General features: G+C 58.7%; 16 protein-coding genes. 12 read left to right on the top strand and 4 right to left on the bottom strand.

Going from position 1 to position 18,685, the window contains the following annotated elements; genetic code table 11:
- The first annotated feature begins 141 nt into the window (after positions 1–141).
- The 4 genes from NJU76_RS16390 (at position 142) to NJU76_RS16405 (ending at position 6,342) form a co-directional block, all read left to right on the top strand.
- Complete coding sequence (locus NJU76_RS16390; protein WP_254530423.1) at positions 142–3,300, top strand: PAS domain S-box protein; 3,159 nt, start codon at positions 142–144, stop codon at positions 3,298–3,300.
- A 109-nt stretch (positions 3,301–3,409) separates the two neighbouring features.
- The gene (locus NJU76_RS16395) at positions 3,410–3,709 is read left to right on the top strand and encodes a HalOD1 output domain-containing protein (protein WP_254530424.1); all 300 of its coding nucleotides are present in this window, start codon (positions 3,410–3,412) and stop codon (positions 3,707–3,709) included.
- A gap of 208 nt (positions 3,710–3,917) precedes the next feature.
- Positions 3,918–4,793, top strand: coding sequence for a universal stress protein (locus NJU76_RS16400; protein ID WP_254530425.1), 876 nt, complete (start codon positions 3,918–3,920; stop codon positions 4,791–4,793).
- 127 nt (positions 4,794–4,920) lie between these two features.
- Positions 4,921–6,342 carry an arylsulfotransferase family protein gene (locus tag NJU76_RS16405; protein WP_254530426.1) on the top strand — a complete coding sequence of 474 codons (1,422 nt, stop codon included), beginning with the start codon at positions 4,921–4,923 and terminating at the stop codon, positions 6,340–6,342.
- 57 nt (positions 6,343–6,399) lie between these two features.
- Here NJU76_RS16405 and NJU76_RS16410 read toward each other — a convergent pair whose 3' ends face one another.
- Positions 6,400–6,921, bottom strand: a complete 522-nt coding sequence (locus tag NJU76_RS16410) for a DedA family protein (protein ID WP_254530427.1) — start codon at positions 6,919–6,921, stop codon at positions 6,400–6,402.
- A gap of 129 nt (positions 6,922–7,050) precedes the next feature.
- Between NJU76_RS16410 and NJU76_RS16415 the strand changes: the two genes are divergently transcribed.
- Positions 7,051–7,503, top strand: coding sequence for a metal-dependent hydrolase (locus NJU76_RS16415; RefSeq protein WP_254530428.1), 453 nt, complete (start codon positions 7,051–7,053; stop codon positions 7,501–7,503).
- Between the two features lie 66 nt (positions 7,504–7,569).
- On the opposite strand, the gene NJU76_RS16420 is transcribed toward NJU76_RS16415, so the two are convergent.
- Both NJU76_RS16420 and NJU76_RS16425 read right to left on the bottom strand, forming a co-directional pair.
- Positions 7,570–8,067, bottom strand: a complete 498-nt coding sequence (locus NJU76_RS16420; RefSeq protein WP_254530429.1) for a metal-dependent hydrolase — start codon at positions 8,065–8,067, stop codon at positions 7,570–7,572.
- Positions 8,068–8,144: 77 nt separating this feature from the next.
- On the bottom strand, positions 8,145–9,158 hold the full coding sequence (locus tag NJU76_RS16425) for a lysylphosphatidylglycerol synthase transmembrane domain-containing protein (RefSeq protein ID WP_254530430.1): 1,014 nt from the start codon (positions 9,156–9,158) through the stop codon (positions 8,145–8,147).
- Positions 9,159–9,282: 124 nt separating this feature from the next.
- Here NJU76_RS16425 and NJU76_RS16430 point away from each other — a divergent pair, with 124 nt between their 5' ends.
- The 4 genes from NJU76_RS16430 (at position 9,283) to NJU76_RS16445 (ending at position 14,045) form a co-directional block, all read left to right on the top strand.
- The gene (locus NJU76_RS16430) at positions 9,283–10,860 is read left to right on the top strand and encodes a sulfatase (RefSeq protein WP_254530431.1); all 1,578 of its coding nucleotides are present in this window, start codon (positions 9,283–9,285) and stop codon (positions 10,858–10,860) included.
- A 158-nt stretch (positions 10,861–11,018) separates the two neighbouring features.
- Positions 11,019–11,879 carry a hypothetical protein gene (locus tag NJU76_RS16435; RefSeq protein WP_254530432.1) on the top strand — a complete coding sequence of 287 codons (861 nt, stop codon included), beginning with the start codon at positions 11,019–11,021 and terminating at the stop codon, positions 11,877–11,879.
- Between the two features lie 84 nt (positions 11,880–11,963).
- On the top strand, positions 11,964–12,947 hold the full coding sequence (locus NJU76_RS16440) for a glycosyltransferase family 4 protein (RefSeq protein WP_254530433.1): 984 nt from the start codon (positions 11,964–11,966) through the stop codon (positions 12,945–12,947).
- Positions 12,948–14,045 (top strand): glycosyltransferase, encoded by a 1,098-nt coding sequence (locus NJU76_RS16445; protein WP_254530434.1) that lies wholly within the window; start codon positions 12,948–12,950, stop codon positions 14,043–14,045.
- A gap of 957 nt (positions 14,046–15,002) precedes the next feature.
- Here the strand turns inward: NJU76_RS16445 and NJU76_RS16455 are convergent.
- Entirely contained in the window at positions 15,003–15,347 is a 345-nt protein-coding gene (locus NJU76_RS16455; RefSeq protein ID WP_254530436.1) for a helix-turn-helix domain-containing protein, read from the bottom strand.
- Between the two features lie 492 nt (positions 15,348–15,839).
- Here NJU76_RS16455 and NJU76_RS16460 point away from each other — a divergent pair, with 492 nt between their 5' ends.
- The 3 genes from NJU76_RS16460 to NJU76_RS16470 all read left to right on the top strand — a co-directional run bounded on the left by NJU76_RS16460 (position 15,840) and on the right by NJU76_RS16470 (position 18,655).
- The gene (locus NJU76_RS16460; RefSeq protein ID WP_254530437.1) at positions 15,840–16,079 is read left to right on the top strand and encodes a M48 metallopeptidase family protein; all 240 of its coding nucleotides are present in this window, start codon (positions 15,840–15,842) and stop codon (positions 16,077–16,079) included.
- A gap of 142 nt (positions 16,080–16,221) precedes the next feature.
- Positions 16,222–17,475, top strand: a complete 1,254-nt coding sequence (locus NJU76_RS16465) for a tyrosine-type recombinase/integrase (RefSeq protein ID WP_254530438.1) — start codon at positions 16,222–16,224, stop codon at positions 17,473–17,475.
- Positions 17,476–18,025: 550 nt separating this feature from the next.
- Complete coding sequence (locus NJU76_RS16470; RefSeq protein WP_254530439.1) at positions 18,026–18,655, top strand: DUF8102 family protein; 630 nt, start codon at positions 18,026–18,028, stop codon at positions 18,653–18,655.
- Positions 18,656–18,685: the final 30 nt, after the last annotated feature.

An 18,685-nucleotide genomic window follows, 5' to 3' on the forward strand; every position in this document is an offset into this window, starting at 1 on the left:
CCGCGCTGACTGGTTTCGCCGGTTTCGTGGGTTTCGTTGGTTCGTCAGTTTCGCCGGTTCCGGATGCCAAGCCAGTATCGGCCCGGTTGTCGGACCTGAAACCGACGCGAAGTTTTTACCTCCGCCGGCCTCAGCAGGAGTATGGTTCGCGGTCTCGAGAAATCCGAGGCGATTCCCGTTCGAACGCTCGCCGTCGGTTCGTCCGAGTGGCTCCGGACGTCGACGGCGGGACTCGCGGATGAATCGGTGACGATAACAGGAACCGTCTCGTCCGCTTCCGAACTTACGGACGAACTGCTCGACGGAACACACTGTATCTTGACCGACGATCGTGACCTTCTCGAAGCGATCGACGGGAGCTGTCCGATCGTTTACGCTGTCGACCCGGCGGCAAACGAGTCGATCGACGGACTCCTCGCTGACGGTGCCGCCGAGGTGGTTGCCAAGACGACCATTCAGGAGCCCCCGCTTTTGGCCCATCGGCTCCGGCGGACGATTGGGTTCACCCCGTTGCAGTCCGAATCAGACCGCTCGGGGGAGTGGTATCGAAGGGTCATCGAACAGTCGTCGGATCTGATCGTCGTCACTGACGAAAGCGGGACGATCAAGTACGTCAGTCCCGGCGTCGAACGCGTCGGGGGATTCGATCGGGACGAACTGCGCGGGTCCCAGATTTTCGACTACGTTCATTCGGATGATACCCAGAAGGTGATCGACAATCTCGAGGCCGTGGGCGAGGCCGGCACGGGATCGACACGAACAGTCGAGTACACGTGTCAACACGCAGATGGTTCGTGGTTCGTTCACAAAGCTTCGCTCACGAACTGCCTGAAAGACGATCCCATAGACGGTATCGTCGCGTCGATCCGGGACATTACGGAGTATCACCGGATCGAACAGGAGTTGAACGAATCTTTCAAACGCGTGACCGATGCGTTCTACGCGCTGGACTCGGAGTGGCGCTTCAGCTACGTCAACGAGCGCACGCTCGAGTTGATCGATCACGAACGTACTGACTTGCTCGGAAAGAAGATCCTCGACGTCTTTCCGGACATGAAGGGAACGGATTTCCAGTCCGCTGCAATCGAGGCAATGGACACACAGGAGCCACAAACTATCGAAGCCTACTTTGAACCATACGACGCGTGGATCGAGGCGAACATCTATCCGTCCCCGTCGGGAATCTCCGTCTACTGGCGTGACGTAAGCGACCGTATCGAGCGCGAGCAGGATCTGGCCGAACGAACGGAGCGATTACAGACGCTCGTCGAGAACGCCCCCCTCGTCCTGTTCGTCATCGACACCGATGGCAGCTTCACGCTCTCGGAGGGTCGTGGCCTCGAGAACCTCGGATTCGACTCCGAAGAGATCGTCGACACGTCCTATTCAGACTTACTCGAGGACTACCCTGCCATTCGCGACGACGCGCAGGAGGCTCTCGAGGGCGAATCAGTTCACTCGCGTAGGGAGCTCGGCGATCGCGTTTTCGAAATGTGGTACCGACCGATCAGGGCCGACGGCGGTGTCAACCGCGTGATCGGCGTCGCAAGCGATGTCACCGAGCGGGTTCGGTATCAGGACGCGCTCGGCGCCCTTCACGAAGCGACGAGCCATCTCCTGGCTGTCGAATCGGACCATACGGCCTATGAGTACATCGTGGACGTCGCAAGCGACGTTCTCGATCTCGCCAGCGCGGTTTACCGGTTCGACGACCAGGAAAACGAACTCGTTCCGGCGGCGACCTCTCCGGCGTTCGAGTCGACGTTCGGCTCGCCACCTCGGCTCCAGCCAAACGACAGCATCGCCTGGGAGACGTTCGTCTCCGGCGAGCCGACCGTTTACGACGACGTCAGAACCGCCGATATCGTTTACGACGAGATGACCGATGCACGGAGCGGTCTGTACGTATCGCTTGGCGAACACGGGGTTCTCGTTGCGCACTCGGAAACCATCGGGGAGTACGATACCAACGCCGTCGAACTCGCGAAGCTGTTTGCGACCGCGGCAGAGGCCGCACTCGATCGAATCGGCCGGGCGCGTCGGTTGCGAGAACGTGAGCGAGAACTAAAACAGCAGAACGAACATCTCGAGCGGCTCAACGACGCCAACGACGTGCGCCAGGAAATCGAACAGCTCCTGTTGATGGCCGACTCCAGAACGGAGATCGAACGCGGCATTCCCGAACGTCTCGTCGACCTCGAGCCGTGTTCGCTGGCCTGGATCGGTGAGCCCGATCCCAGCGGCAACCAGCTCCGGCCGTGGTCACACGACGGGCTCGAGCGCGGTTATCTCGACGCCGTAACTGTGACCGCAGTCGACGATACAGCCGCCGAACCGGCGGGACGAGCGGCCCGCACGCAGACCGAAATCTACGTCGGCAACATCGCGGAGTCGGTCCACGACGGCGAGTGGCGGGTCGCGGCCCTGTCCCGAAACTTTCAATCCGTGTACGCGGTCCCGCTCGTGTACGACGACTTCCTCTACGGTGTCCTCTCGATTTACAGTGAGGAACGGGACGGGTTCGACGAAACGCTTCGATCGACACTGTCGAAACTCGGAGAGACGATCGCCTACGCGATCGACGCCGTCAAACGAAAGAAAGTGTTACTGGGCGACAACCGCACGGAAGTGGAACTCGAGGTTGCAGCGGACGCCACGCTGTCTCAGTTCGCCGGGCAGCTCGGTAAACCGGTTACGTACGAAGGTGCAACAGCACGTACCGACGGAACGCAGATCGTTTTCGCCGCTATCGAAGGGTCGATCGACGGCCTCGCAGACGCAGTCGATTGCACGTCGCTCGACGGAATTAGCGCGGTTTCGATTATCGCCGAACACGACGGCGGAACGTTACTCCAGCTACAGTTCACCGAGCCATTTCTGGGAACGATCGCTGATACACACGGGGCGCGGTTACGGGAGTTCGTCGCGGAGGAATCGGGCGGCCGTGCAATCGTGGACGTTCCCGACGGAGTCGAGATTCGAGAAGTGTTATCGGGAATTAACCGGAGCGGTCCGTCAGTCCACATGGTCGCTCGACGCGAACAGACAACTGACGACCTGTCGACGCTTAGCGGCCCCGCCCGCAACACGTTGCTCTCTACGTTCACGGATCGCCAGCGAGAAGTGGTGCAGACCGCCTACCACGGCGGTTTTTTCGACTGGCCCCGACAGGCGACTGGCGAGGAGATAGCGGCGTCACTCGACATTTCTTCGCCTGCATTCCACAAACACGTCCGATCCGCCGAACGAAAGTTGTTCGCGTCGCTTTTCGACGGACCGACGACGGAGGGGGTTAACTGATTAACCCTCTTTCGACGCAGCTATTACACAGTTAACGATCAGGTTCTTTGCAACAACTCGTGAACGAAGAGATGACTTCCCATTGACGTACTGGGGGTACGTACAAACTATGACCGAGACGAGTTCACGATCACCGTCGACTACGATGGGGGATCACTATTCAGTGCAGTACGATCGACTCGACGACCAACCGCTTAGCGTTGCCGTAGCGGAGGCCGTTGCAACATTTTGTAACGAGGACGTAACCGAGCTCGACCCGCTCCATTACTCGATCAACGCAGACGCGCTCGAGCGACTGTTCGAACCGCGTGCGGACGGACTTCGTTCGAGTGGATCGGTCACGTTCGGGTATTGCGATTGTCTGATTTCGATCACGGCGGACGGCGAAATACGCGTCGAATCGGTCTAGCACTCGATTCTATACGCGCGGTCTCGGCGTCTCGTGGCCCTTTTTTGGTCGAGTTCATCGATAGCGACAGGTCGTCCTCTCGCTGTTCCACAGGCCCTCATATCCTGCGTCTACGGCCCGAGATATTCCACGTCCATGCCACCAGCGGTAGCGCAGGATACATACTACGTTCCCACAAGAGTAAGCGGATCGACGACGAAGCTGTTGCATGCTCGCTCGAATCCTGGTTCCGATAGACGGGAGCGACCCTTCGAACGCTGCCCTCGGACACGCACTGGACATCGCCGCCGAACGGGGAGCGACAGTTCACCTACTCAACGTCACCGATACGAACCAGCCGAGTCTCACGCGCCTCGACGGCGACGTCCGCGAGCAGGAAGGCGCCGAAATCGTGTCGGCTGCAGTCGAGATGGCCGAGCGACGGGGCGTGTCCGTCGTGACGGACGTCATTCAGGGGGATCCTCGATCCGTCATCGTCGAACATGCGACCGCCGACGACTTCGATCTCGTCGTAATGGGTGCGCACGGTCGACGCGGACTCGAGGAGTACGTGCTCGGGAGCACGACGGATTACGTCGTCAACCGAAGCGAGGTTCCGGTATTGACGGCTCGTTCCGCCGACGACGTGACGCTGACGTACCCCTACACTGATATTCTCGTTCCGACCGACGGGAGCGATCACGCGACGGAAGCGCTGGAACTGGGGGCGACGTTCGCGAAGCGAACTGGTGCGCGGCTCCACCTCCTTTCGGTCGTCGACGAACTCCCCGAAGTGATCGATGCCGGATCCGCAGAGCTCCCCGCGCAACTCGAGGAGAACGTTCAGAACGTTCTCGACGAGGCGAAAGCGACTGCCGAAGCGGCCGGCATCGAGGACGTGACGACGACTCTCGAAACCGGATCGATGCCGCGCGAGGTCACGGCCTACGCCAATTCGCAGGGGATCGATCTCGTCGTGATGGGAACGCACGGCCACACTGGTCTCGACCGTCACCTCCTCGGCAGTTTCACCGAGCGGGTCATTCAAACGTCTCCGGTGCCCGTTCTCACGACGAGACGAGCCGAAACGGACGAGAGCGATTGAGACCCACTGACTGACTGAATTGTACGAATCTCAACGAGGTATATAGAAAAAGTACAAATAGCTCGATTTTAAAGCGTCAAGGGATGGTGCCACCGACGGTGATCGAGAATTCGATGGTGATGGACTGGTGAATGCGCAATCGCTCCCCTCGTTTGCTCGCGTTCGCTCGGAGATTACGAGAAATCGGCTCCGAGCCACACTCGCCGTTCTCATCCTCGTATCGGCGGCAGCCGTCGCCGCCAGCGCATCCGCGGAGGGAATTTCGACGGCCTCGAAAGAGAGCGTTCCGGACGCACCGGCGACAGAAAATCATACCGTCGTCACCGAATCGGGACGTGCGGGGACCATTACCGCCTATGCACCCGACGGTGAGGTCCTCTATTACAACAATTCGCGGACGAAGTACTTCGACGTCGATCCGGTCGACGGCGATCCGCTGACCGTCGAGTACGCCGCGACGGACACGATCCACACAGCGGGACCGACCTGCGGTGATCCGCCGTGTACCAGAAACGTCATCGAACGTGCCGACCTCGAGACCGGCGACGTCGAGGTCATCTACGAGCGCTACGACTACAAGGAGTACGCCGGTGAGTGGCACGACATCGATCGTATCAACGAGACGCACGTCGTCGTCGCCGACATGGTCTCCGACCAGGTCTTCGTCGTGAACACCGAGACGGAGGTCGTCGAGTGGCTCTGGGATGCTCAGAGCGACTTCCCGCTCGACGGTGGCCACTCGTGGCCTCGAGACTGGGCCCACATCAACGACGTCGAGTACATCGAGAGCGGTCAGATGGAGGGCCGTATCATGGCCAGCCTGCGGAATCAGGATCAAGTGGTTTTCCTCGACCGACAGGAGGGGCTGCTGGGGAACTGGACGCTCGGTGGCGAGAACGAACACGATATCCTCCACGAGCAGCACAACCCTGATTTCATCCCCGAGAGCGACGGCGGTCCGGCCGTCGTCGTCGCCGACTCCGAGAACGGCCAGATAAAGGAATTCCAGCGCGAGGACGGCGAGTGGAAGCGAACCTGGTTGTGGGAGGACGATCGGATCCAGTGGCCGCGGGACGCCGATCGACTCCCGAACGGGAACACCTTGATCACCGACACCCACGGCAACCGCGTGATGGAGGTCAACGAGTCCGGCGAAATCGTGTGGGAGGTCGGATCGACGCTCCCCTACGAAGCCGAACGCCTCGAGACCGGTGACGAGAGCCAGAGCGGTCAGAGCGCGGCCGCCCTCGGCCTCGAGTCCAGAACGCCCGAAGAGATCGGCAGCGAGGGCGGTGGTGATGGCGGAGAGGGGATGATCACGTTCGAACCCCTCGAGTATCTCGGCGGCGTCGTCGAGTGGGCGCTCCCCCACCGGATCTACAACGCCTTGCTCTTCGCGAGTCCAGTCTGGATGGGGTCGTCGGACTTCGCCGCGATCGGGATCGTGCTTTTGACCGGGCTGACGTGGGCCAGCCTCGAGGTCAGGTGGCAACTCCACGATGCCGGGGTCAGGTTCCGCCTCCCGATGTACCGCCAAAGCGGCGACTGAACGGCTGACATCGGCTTTTCCTCACCGACGATCGAGCCACGAACGGCCGCGTCCGCGTCACGCGAGCAGGTGACCTCCGAACAGGTAGAGACTGGCGAGAATCGTCTGGAAGGATAGCGATCCCGCAGCCGACAGTACGACGAACAATCGTCCGTCCATTTCCGACAGGCCGGCGGGAACAGTGAGCAGGCCGCGGACGAACAGCATCGTGTTACTCACCGGGACGGCGAGTGGCCCCCACCGGTCGAACCAGCCGTCGAACCGATCGAGTTTGGGTTCCGTGATCGGGAACCAGCGCTTCTGCAGGACGTATTCGCGCCCGCCGCGACGGACCAGACAGAAGAGACAAAACTGACCGATCGTCGTCCCGACGACGGCGAGTACAATGATCGCGATCGCCTGCGAGATCGTCGAACCGATCAGCGCGAGCGCGGCAGGTACGACGAGTTCACTCGGCATGAACCGCAAGAGCATCGCCCCCTCGAGGATACAGATGCCGAAGAATACAGCGAACCCAATCTCCGACGTGAACATCGACTCGAGCCAGGACGGGGCCTCATCGAGTTGCAACGGATACATTATTCGTGTGTATCCCGTACCAAATCTAAGCATTGTCGATTCCGTGATGCTGGTGGGTTCCCCTACGGCCTTAGAAACGGCACCAGTCGATCATAAACTATGTGATGTTGCCACACAAACAGCGAGTCGATGGAGACGGGACGAGTGCTCTTTCTCGGGGGTGCATTCTTGACACATGCGTTCGTGGGGTACGCCCTCGTTCGTGGATTCACGGACGCCGATCCGCGAATCGGTGTCGTCTTCGGGCTCCTTCCGGACGCTGACTTTTTGTTTCCGGCGGCCTGGGGCTGGCCGCTCGTTCACCGGGGGCTGACCCACACGCCCCTGTTTGTGCTGACCGTCGTCGCCGGAAGTTACGCGATCAGTCGCTTCCGAGAGACTGCAGTCGCCGTCGGATTGGCGATCGGATCGCACGTGCTGATCGATTCGCTCTCGCCGAAGGGAATCGTCTGGTTGTTCCCCTTCGAGACGACCTGGAGTCCAGGTCTCCCAGTTCACAGTCCGACCGGGACGATCCTTCTCTGGGCCGTGTCGATCGGGATCCTCGGCTGGCGAACGACCGACCGTCGCACGATCGACTAAGTGCTGCCTCGAGACCGAGTTCATCTCGATTTTCGCCCACGAGTGAGCCACGTTCCCTGGCTACGGTCAGCTGGTCGGGGGGACGAAGCCCTGGTACGCGACCGTCAGGCCGAGAGACCCGAACAACGCGACCGTCCCCAGGAGCAACACGGCCCGATTGATGCGGCTGTTTTTCGACTTGAACCAGTCGAGCGTAACGTGGGCGTTCCAGACGGGGGCGAACGGTGTAATTCCCATCGGTGTCACGACGTCGCCCGCGAGATGGGCGATGATACCACCGGTCCCGATGACGAAGCCGAACTGGAACGCCTGCGGTATCGAGGGTCCGACGACGATGAGCCCGGAACCGGCGATCAGTCCGACCACGACGGCGAACCAGACCGTGTGCGTTGGTCCGCGGTGGCGGATCCGCGGCAGCGGCTGGTCGAGGTCCGGAAGATTCGCGACGCCGACGGCGAGCAACGCCCCGAGCAACGCCAACTCGAGTGACCAGCGGCTGGTCACCAGCGGCAGAAACGGGGCGTACAGCAAGGCGTTGAACCCGGAGTGCCCTTCCTGATACATGGCGGCTGTCTGAGGAAGTCTCGGGACCGGATGGAAATCAACTGCACGGTCGGCCCGGCGGTCGGTCGATCGGTCGTTCACCGCAACGCCCGAACGCCGAACGCCGACACCGACAGGCCGCCGATGAGGACCGGCATCCAGTAGATCGCACCCCGGAAAATGAGAACGGCTGCGGTGACCGCAGACGCTGGAACGCCGGTTGTCGGCACCAGAAGCGTTACGAAGGCGGCTTCAATCCCGCCGAGCCCGCCCGGGAGCGGTGCTGCGCCTGCGAGGTTCGCCAGCGGTATCACGAACAGCAGGATATATGCCGGGACGTCGTACCCCAGCGCCGCGAACGCGACCGTGAGCGCGGCCGTTTGAAAAAGCCACCCGCACAGCGACAGCCCGGTGACCGCGACGAGCCGCCATCGGTCGGTCGCCACGCGCTCGATGTTCTCGAAGAACCGCCCCATTCGATCCGCGATTTCTTCCTCAAGCGTCTCGGGATCGAACCGGTCCAACCGGCCCAGTCTGGGGGCGATGATCGAAGGGAGTCGCTCGGCTATCGTGGTGTGATACTGCCAGACGAGCGCCATGACGATCACGATACCGCCTATCAACGCGACCGCCGAACCGACTGCCGTCTCGAGGCGACTGCCCAGGGCGGCGGTGGTCGCGTAGTAGGCGACGCCAACCAGTATGAGCGAAATCGAGGGGACGACGTTGATGACGTCGACGCTCGCGATTCCGACGAGGCCGCTTTCGTAGCGAGCGTCCGAGACTTTCGAGATGAGTAAGGCGGCGATCGGTTCGCCGCCAGCCTGACCGAACGGTGTCACGTTGTTGGCGAAGACGGCGCCGGCATAGACGAGAAACGACTTGCCGATCGGGATGTGGATGCCCAGAGAAGCGAGGACGGTTCGGAGCATGAGGCTCCACGCGGCCAGCCAGCAGAGCGCGAGACCGAACGTCCCGGCGACCAGCGACGGCTCTGCCGACAGCAGCGAGTCGATGACACTACGCGCACCGACGAAAAAGAACAGTACGGCGAAGACCGCGACCGCCCCGACGGCCCCGATAATAAATGCATGCCGATTTCGCTCGTCCATGCCTGGTATCAATCGTCAGTAAACTTGAAACGTCTGATCGACATTGGTGACCGAATTACTACGGGAGAACCGTTGCTATCGTGCTTCAATCGATTTATCTGGCTGGAGCCGAGTGCCACCAGTAATGGACAGGACTCGTTCGTCGAACGTCCTCTTCGTCGTTCTCGATACGGTCCGAAAGGATCATCTCGGGCCATACGGCTACGAACGGGAGACGACGCCAGCACTGTCGCGGTTCGCCGAGGAGGCGACCGTGTTCGAATCGGCGGTCGCTCCTGCACCGTGGACGCTGCCCGTCCACGCCTCGTTATTCACCGGGCTCTATCCGAGCCAACACGGGGCCGACCAGGGGAGCCCGTACCTAGACGGCGTGACGACGCTCGCATCCGTTCTGTCGTCGGCCGGCTACGACACGGCGTGTTATTCTTCGAACGCCTGGATCACGCCGTACACGAGCCTCACTGACGGCTTCGACGATCACGATTCATTCTTCGAAGTCCTTCCTCGAGACGTCCTCTCTGGCCCGCTGGCCAGCGCGTGGCAGGCGGTCAACGACAACGACTACCTCCGCGAACTGGCGTCGAAACTCGTCAGGCTCGGTGCGATGGCGCACGCCAAACTCGCAAGCGGCGAGGGCGCCGACTCGAAGACGCCCTCGGTCGTCGACCGGACGAAGGCGTTTATCGACGACAGCGACAGCGATGCGGGCTGGTTCGCGTTTGTCAATCTGATGGACGCTCACCTCCCGTACTACCCGCCCGAGGAGTACCGCGAGAGATTCGCTCCCGGCGTCGACCCCGACGACGTCTGTCAGAATTCCAAGGAGTACAACTCCGGTGCTCGAGCGATCGACGACGACGAGTGGGAGGCCATCCGTGGGCTCTATGACGCCGAGATCAGCCACATGGACGCCGAACTTGGCCGACTGTTCGACTGGTTGCGTGAGACCGACCAGTGGGAGGAGACGACCGTCGTCGTCTGTGCTGACCACGGCGAACTCCACGGCGAACACGATCTGTACGGCCACGAGTTCGCCCTCTACGACCAACTGATAAACGTCCCATTACTGGTGAAACACCCCGAACTCGACGCCGAGCGCCGCGACGATCTCGTCGAACTGCTGGACCTCTATCACACGACGCTGGATGCCCTGAACGTCGACCCGGATGACCTGGGCGAACCGACCGGAGACGACGCGGCCGTCGCACGCGATCCGACACGGTCGCTCCTCTCGAGCGACTATCGGACGTTCGACGGGACGACCGAGACGGACCCCGGACAACGGGCGGTTCTCGACGGCGACGACGATGGCGATTACGCGTTCGTCGAGTACGCCCAGCCGGTTATCGAACTTCACCACCTGGAGGAGAAGGCCAGCGGGGCCGGCATCGACCTGTCCGAGGATCATCGGGCTTACTCGCGTCTTCGGGCCGCCCGCACCACCGATGCGAAGTACGTACGTGCGGATCGTATCCCCGATGAGGGATATCGATTGGACGACGATCCGGCCGAAGAGTCGCCCGTCAGTCCAGCGGATGACGAAATCGTCGACGCGACCGAACGTGCGCTCGCACGATTCGAGGACGCCATCGGCGGTGCGTGGGACGACCCCGACGAACAGGTTGCAGACGATGGTGACGCGCTGGCGGACGCCGACGAGGAAACGCGGGATCGACTCAGAGAACTCGGCTATCTCGAGTAACGCTGCGATATGGACCGTTTGGCACAGATCACGAACCGTACTGTCGCATCGAACGCTATCGGCTGTATCGATAGGTATCGACGCGATACGGCCAGCTGCGGTGACTTTCTCGGAACCAATAAGAATACGTAGGTCGACTCGAAAGGTAGCCGCAACGAATGGAGGACCAGCACTTTCTCGAATCGGACTGGGACTACTGCCTGGTGCTGGATGCGTGCCGGTACGACGTGTTCAGCGAGGTCTACGATGACTACCTCAACGGAACATTGGAAAAGCGCTGGAGTACCGGATCATCTACGCCGGAGTGGGCCTATCGGACGTTCACCGACGAACACGACCTCGCGTATTTCTCCGGAAACCCCTTCATCAACGATTTGGGAATCCCGCTCAACGAACTCAAGTGGGGGGCGAGTTGCGACTACGAGTGGTCGGCATCCGACCACATCAGCAACGTCTTCGACGTCTGGAAGACTGGCTGGGACGACGACCTTGGCACGGTACCGCCGGACAGTCTGGCGAAGGCCTTCCATGATAATCGCGAGGCCGTCGAGCGGGCTGATCGGGCCGTCGTTCACTATATGCAGCCACATGCACCCTACCTTTCCCGCGGCAAAGGGCAAAAGCTCAAACAGATCCAGAAAGGGATCCGAAAGCAGGAGGAAGCCGAAAAGGAGCCGGACGGCGGGAACGGCGCACTGTCGGCGCTCGGCGACTCGATTCGCCCGAAAGTCGAAACCAGACTCGAGGAAAGCGAACTCGCCCAAAAGGCCGGTCTCTGGCTCGAACTCGATCCGGCGGACCTCGTCAAGAACGGAACCCGAGAGGCTGCGATGGCGCTCTACGAAGAGAACCTTCGAATCGCGCTCGAGTCCGTCGCCGACCTGATCTCGGAACTGGACGGGAACGTCGTCGTGACGGCAGACCACGGGGAGGCGTTCGGCGAGGAGGGCGTCTGGGAACACCACATCGAAACCTACATCCCGGCGCTTATGGAGGTGCCGTGGCTCGAAGTCGAGTAAGACACCGTTCGAACGGAATCGAGACCATCGATCGCCGCATTCCGCCGGCGGTCGCGATCGACTGACCGGACAGCGGGGGCAGGTATGAAGATTAGCCACTACTTCGAACTTGAGGATCACGTCACCGGCGGTATCGAGGAGTCGGTCGCCCACCAGCGGAAGATGCTGGACCAACTCGAGCACACGTACACGACGGCTCCGTCCCTCGACGCCGATCTGATTCACTGTAACCTGATGGGGCCCCGATCCGTCTGGTACGCGAAGCGAGCGCGGCGACAGAACGTCCCCGTAATCGCGAACACGCACGTGACAGCCGAGGATTTCGGAGACAGTTTTCGATTTACGAACGCGCTTGCGAAACCGCTTCGACCCTACCTCGAACGGGCCTACGGATTGGCCGATGCCCTCGTCTGCCCGTCCGAATACAATCGGCGGCTGATCGAAACCTATGCGGACGTGCCGACGACCGTCATCTCGAACGGCGTAGACCGGGAGAAACTCGAAGGGTTCGAATCGCTCGAGTCGGAGTACCGAGAGCGATACGACCTCAGCCCACCCGTCGTGTTCCTCGTCGGTCACGTCATCAAGCGCAAAGGTCTCGAGACGTTCGTCGAACTGGCCCGTCGGATGCCCGAACTCGATTTCGCATGGTTCGGCCACTTGGACCTCGCGCTCAAGGGCAGGGAAACGACGGCGCTGATCGAAAACGCGCCGGACAACTGTACCTTTACTGGATTCGTCGACGATATTCGCGGTGCGTTTGCGGCAGGCGACATCTTCTGTTTCCCGACACACGAGGAAAACGAGGGAATCGCGCTCCTCGAGGCGATGGCCGCCGGAAAACCAGTTCTCGTCAGGGACATCGAGACATTTTCGTGGCTCGAGGACGGCGAGGACTGCCTGAAGGTCTCGGAATCCGGTGTCGACGGATTCGTGGAGGCGCTGGAACGACTCACGGACCCGGCGGAACGAGACCACCTCGGATCGAATGCGGCCCGGCGAAGTGAGGCGTTTTCGCTCGAGTCGGTTGCGAACCAATATGAGTCGCTGTACGAAGAGGTGGTCTAGATGAAAATCGGATTTTTCACTGACAGTTACTTTCCCGAAATCGACGGCGTAACGTACACTATCAAGCTTTGGCGCGAAGAACTCGAACGGAAGGGACACGAGGTGTACGTCGTCTACCCGGACGGCGATTACGAGCCCGGTGATCGAGAAATTCCAGTCAGGTCGCTTCCGAATCCGTTCTACGCCGGCTACAGGATTCCACTTACGAAACGGCCGTCGACCATCCCCGACCTCGATGTCGTTCACTGTCACGGTCCGGCACCGATCGGCGTTCTCGGTCGCTACTACGCCTGGAAAAACGACCTGCCAACGATATATACCCACCACACGCCGCTCGAGGAGTATTTCCACCAGAGCGTCAAACTCGAGTCGGTTGCCGGCACCCTTTCGAGGGGGTACGTCCCCCTGGAGAACGCGTTTCTCGAGACTTTCGACGTCGTCACGGCATCGACCGAACGAATCGACCGATCGGTCGAACACGTCCAGCTCCCCGTCGGGATCGATATGGACTTCTTCCAGCCGACCGAGGAAGATTGGTATCCAGATCAGACCGTGATCGGCTACAGCGGACGGCTCAGCATGGAGAAAAACGTACACGAGATTTTACGAGTCGCCGAGGAACGTTCGGAGTACGACTTCGTCATCGTCGGCGAAGGCCCCTATCGCGATCGTCTCGAGCGAACTGCGCCGGACAACGTCGAGATTCGTTCGTTCCTTCCCCGCGAGGAACTGCCGATCTTTTACTCGTCGATCGATACGTTTTTGACCGCGTCGACCGCGGACACGCTCGGCCTGTCGACGCTCGAGGCCAACGCCTGTGGGACGCCCGTCGCAGCGGCCGACGTGCCCCCGTTCGATCGAACGATCGGCGCTGATAACGGCGAACGGTTCGAATATGGATCCCTCGAATCCATGGTCGACGCCATCGAAACCTGTCTGGCGACCGACCGCGAGACCAGAGTGGCCGTCGAACGCTACTCGATCAGCTACACCATGGACCACTTAGAGCAGTTGTATCACAACGTGCCGCTTGCGAGGGACGACGCACACGTCGAGACCGAGAGTCCGTGGCACTTCTCCGAAGAAGAGCGGAGCTGAACTGGGTTTCATTCCGGGTCGCCTCACCATCGTTTCTCACTCGCGATGCGTTTCGAACAGTTCTCCAGCGGGATACGCAGTTCTGGGTGATCACCTTCGGCCCAACCGATCCCTTTCGTGATCTGGCCCGCTACGTAGCGCGGCGATACGCATATTACTCGCGAACAATTCGATATCTGCAGTTATAGAGAACCAGGAGAAACGGCATCTATGACTCTCGTACTCGTGGGGGCAGTCATTTCGCTCTGCCTTCTCCCGTCACTCCTGTTCGTCGGATTCTGGTACGGACTGCTACGCATGCAACGAAGTTCATTGGTTACTCGCTCTACGAAAAGAGCAGGCACCACTAATCCAGCGGTCACGTGGAACGATGTGATCGACGCGTACGCCGATCCACAGAAGGCGCTCTTCTCCACTTCATCTGCAACACGGTCGACGCCGACTCGCGACGATCGGTGTTCGGTGTGTGACGCCGAGAACGATCCGTTTGCGTCGTTCTGCCATACCTGCCTTCAGAAACTCAGGTGAGACGATGTCATGGAGGCGAAAGACGCCGTCCACGACAATGTGGCCCTCCAGCAGTTGCTTCTCGGGGACTGAAGCCGACAAAGACATCGTTTGACTTTTCCCTTCGACTGGAGCTATGCTTCGAGCGCTTCGCCGACTGGTACGATATGTTCCCTCGATCACGCTCAGCAATCAATCGACAGGTGCGGTTAGCAGCTAACGAGGCCGACCTACCCAGTCGCGTCTACCCACCTGCTTGCGGGCGACCGCAGCCAGCTATCACGCATATAAGGACGTCGCGCCTGTGCTGCTTCAGGCACTGATGAGGTGGAGCGACTCAGCCACTACCCAGGGGTATTCCGTATCTCTGGGACAGTGACTGCTGATGCTTTTCATCGAGTTCACCATCGGTAGCGGACTCCCTATCCATTTGTCACCCTGCCACTTGAGTTACAACCATCCATCCGGCAGCTCATCTTGATGCTCCTGCATCAGTGTGATAAGGGGCTGAATCTCCTCGAAGCGTGATCCACGTGTGATGGTATTTGTCTCACGATTCCAATCGATGAACTCTGCTTCAGCCAGTTTCGGCAAATGCAGATGGGAAAGTTGGAGAAGGAACTGTTCAAGGTTGTCGTCGTCGGGCGTAAAGGCTTCTGTCTGAAACTCTTCTTCGTCACGGGGGTTCCGATTGGCGAGTGTCGAGAGTATGCGTCGCCGCGTAGGGTGGCTGAGGATCTCGAACAGTTCGTCAAGGGCGGTCTCAGGTTCGATTTCGGTTGTCTTAGGAATCATTGATTGCGTAGCTCAAATTGCGGAACATACTGATGTGTCCCACGTGACTGCCACGCGAAGAGAACAAGGTGTGAGTGATCGACCGGCGCAAACCGGTTCAAGCGGCCCCTCCATGATTAGGGCCGGGCGCAGTGAGCGGTTGGTTCCGTACAAAGACATAGGACCACAGGCGGATAAGTGTGCCCTCACTAAAAGAAGAGATTCGGTCTTGATCATTGTACCACCGACACTGACCGTTCACTACCTTTGCAGGTCGGCTCTTAGTCTGTGCCACATTTACGCGCTGTATTTAGCATAGCTCTGCCAACATTACCGATAACGAATAGAAGCACCAACATTACATTCGTAGGTGTTGCGAACAGTGACGTCATAGAAAGTTCGTTGGAAGAAAGTGCTCTGACAAGGCAGACGATTTCCATCTTGTTTCCGAAGGACCCCTGCGGGGTTGAAGCAAATCCGACGTATAGACGACTGGCTCGAAATCAGGAATCAGTGGACCCGCTGGGGAACTGTTCGACGAACGGAACGATCAGCCTCAACTGGCGACTGTTGATGGCTCCGCCGGAGCTGGTCGACTACGTCGTCGTCCACGAACTCGCCCATCTCCGCGTGCCAAATCATACGAGTGCGTTCTGGTCGCTTGTGGCTGAATACGACCCGAACTACGAAGAGCACGCAGCGTGGTCGGACGAGAACAGCACGCGATTGATCTTCTCCGATGATGACCTGTGACCGACATGGATAGCATCTTCAGAAATTCCTCTTTAAGTATCAGAATCGCAAAATGGCGTTGAACCTTTTTACGTATGCCCGGGGAGGGCTCCGAACCTAAGGTTCCGGTACCCATATATAAGATGCGATCATTGGTGGTGGTATGTCGTCCCGCGACTACCGTTCGCAAATCAAGAATCTTCGCGAGCGGGCACGAATGTCTGACGATATCAGTGAGGAAGACGGAGAGCTGTTGATCGTATTTAGCGATACTATGGACCTCCTCCGGTCCGAATACGGCGATCCGCGCCACAAGAAACTCCTCGGAAATTGCGTCCGACTCGCTGAAGAGGTCGGCGGTCTTGCCGATGCGCTGGAGGATCGGAAAGCAGCCGAGCAGATTATCCGCTATATTAACCGAGAATACGATAACGAAGAGTCTAACCGTGATTATCGAATTGCTCTCCGAATGTTCGGTGAGCGTGTTAGCGATGGGGAAGGAAAGCCAGATAGCATAGATTGGATTCCTAGTACCTACTCGAGCGACTATAATCCAGCTCCAAATCCCGGAGATATGCTCCGATGGGACGAGGATGTGCTCCCCATGATCGAAGAAACACGCAACTCGCGAGACGCTGCGATAATCGCTGTTGCTTGGAATCTTGGTGCCCGACCGTTTGAATTTCAAGACATTACTATCGGTGATGTCACCGATAGCCAGCATGGCATGAAAGTCACGGTTGATGGAAAGCGCGGTCAACGTTCTCCCACACTGATCCTCTCCGTGCCCTACTTGCAGCGATGGCTGGATGATCATCCTGCTCGAAATGACCGTGAGGCACCACTCTGGTGTAAACTCAGTAAAGCCGAACCGATCAGTGGTCGGATGTTCCGAAAAGTTCTCGGGACAGCCGCTGAACGTGCAGGAGTTACGCATCCAGTCACTCTTTCGAATTTCCGCAAGAGTTGTGCAAGTTATCTCGCCAGCCAGAATGTGAACCAAGCCAATCTCGAAGCACACCTGGGCTGGAAGCGGGGCAGTGATGTTGCCTCTCGATATATCGCTGTTTTCAGTGGAGAAAGTGAACGAGAGATTGCGAAGGCGTACGGTGCTGATATCGAAGAGGATGAACCCGATCCGATCGCCCCTACTACTTGTCCCCGTTGTAACCGGGAAACACCGCGTGATCGTGACCGATGTATGTGGTGTGGGCAGGTCCTTGACCCAAGCGCTGTTGAGACGATCCAAGAGCACGAAAGCGAGGTCCGTCAAGCCGCTCTCCGACTCGCTCAACAGGATCCTGAAGCGGTCGACCGAATTGAGCTTTCCGAGACGCTGATGAAACTCCTCGAAAACCGGCCTGAACTCCAGGAGGAAGTCTTCGAACTCGCCGAAGAACTTTCGGGGGACAACTAAACCCATCGCTCCACCTCCTTCTTGACTTGTTCTACATCTCTTTCAGTTCCTCCTTCCGTGAGAAGTACCAGCGCACAGGCCCGTGCGTATGGATCTTGACTATGTCGAAGGACATCACTAATCAATTCTCGGTTCTCCCGTACGTAAGTCGTAATATCGACAGTATTACTCATTTGTGCCGGTTAGCGAGGCATGGAGTAAGCGGAAGAGACCCTAAGATACATTATCCTCGGAAACGAATCCTCAGACAGGAGTAAGGCCCCTATATCGCCACACTCCGCAATCCATTTCGACCACGATAGGAGCGAGTCTGCCAGGACTCGTGCGCTCCCGTGGTCGTCCGATTCAATTGATCCCATAGCCACACGTAGAGTCTTTAATAACCCCGTTGGGTTCGTATTGGTCCGCCATTTTACGAAGCAGATCCTCATACCGCTCACCGCCCCTTTTAAGCGACTTGAGTCGTTGCCGTGTTTCCCGACTGCATGGGATTCGACTTTCTGTTGCCGCGCTCATTCCATTCAGGAGGTATACCGCAAGGGACTTAACCATGTCGGTAATAGATTTAACCACTATGGTTAAAGATAGACCGCGAGGAATTCTTTCGCCCGCAGACAGAAACTATCTCGAGAACCCAGATGATCGCTCAGCGCCTGCACAGTATAAACGAAGAGAAGCGATCGTTGAGCGCGCACAGAACGCTATCTATGATTTAGCGTTAATAAAGTCCCAACTACCGCAAAATCTCCGTGAGGATGTTTTTGATGACGGTCGTGTGTATAATGACTTCTCCAGTGCACTTGCGTTCTTGTTTCTTGGATTAACAGATGAGAATTCAAGCCAGTCTGATGCTGAGATGCTTGAATATTTTATTGAGAGTGCAGTTCGGTTGATGTATACTGAAAGGGGTCTAATGGTCACTGATGCATCAGTTACAATAGATGTCGACACCACCGGAGAACTGCCGACCTATGACGAATTAGATAGTCTCACACTTAGTGAAGCTGTTAGGCAACTTGAATCTGGAGAGTTGACTCCTGAGGTCCTTGTGCAATACCTTAGAGATGAACATGACGATGAATTTGAAGAATTGGATGCAGAGCTATCCGAAAATGGGATGGGCTTAGAGATTGATCTGTCTCAGTTCAAAACACTCCGAGAGGAAGGTGACGAGGAATAGGCTATTTGAGTAGCCTCTCAGTGGTGTTTC

Origin of the sequence: Natrinema gelatinilyticum (assembly GCF_024266705.1) — an archaeon.
Lineage (GTDB): Archaea > Halobacteriota > Halobacteria > Halobacteriales > Natrialbaceae > Natrinema > Natrinema gelatinilyticum.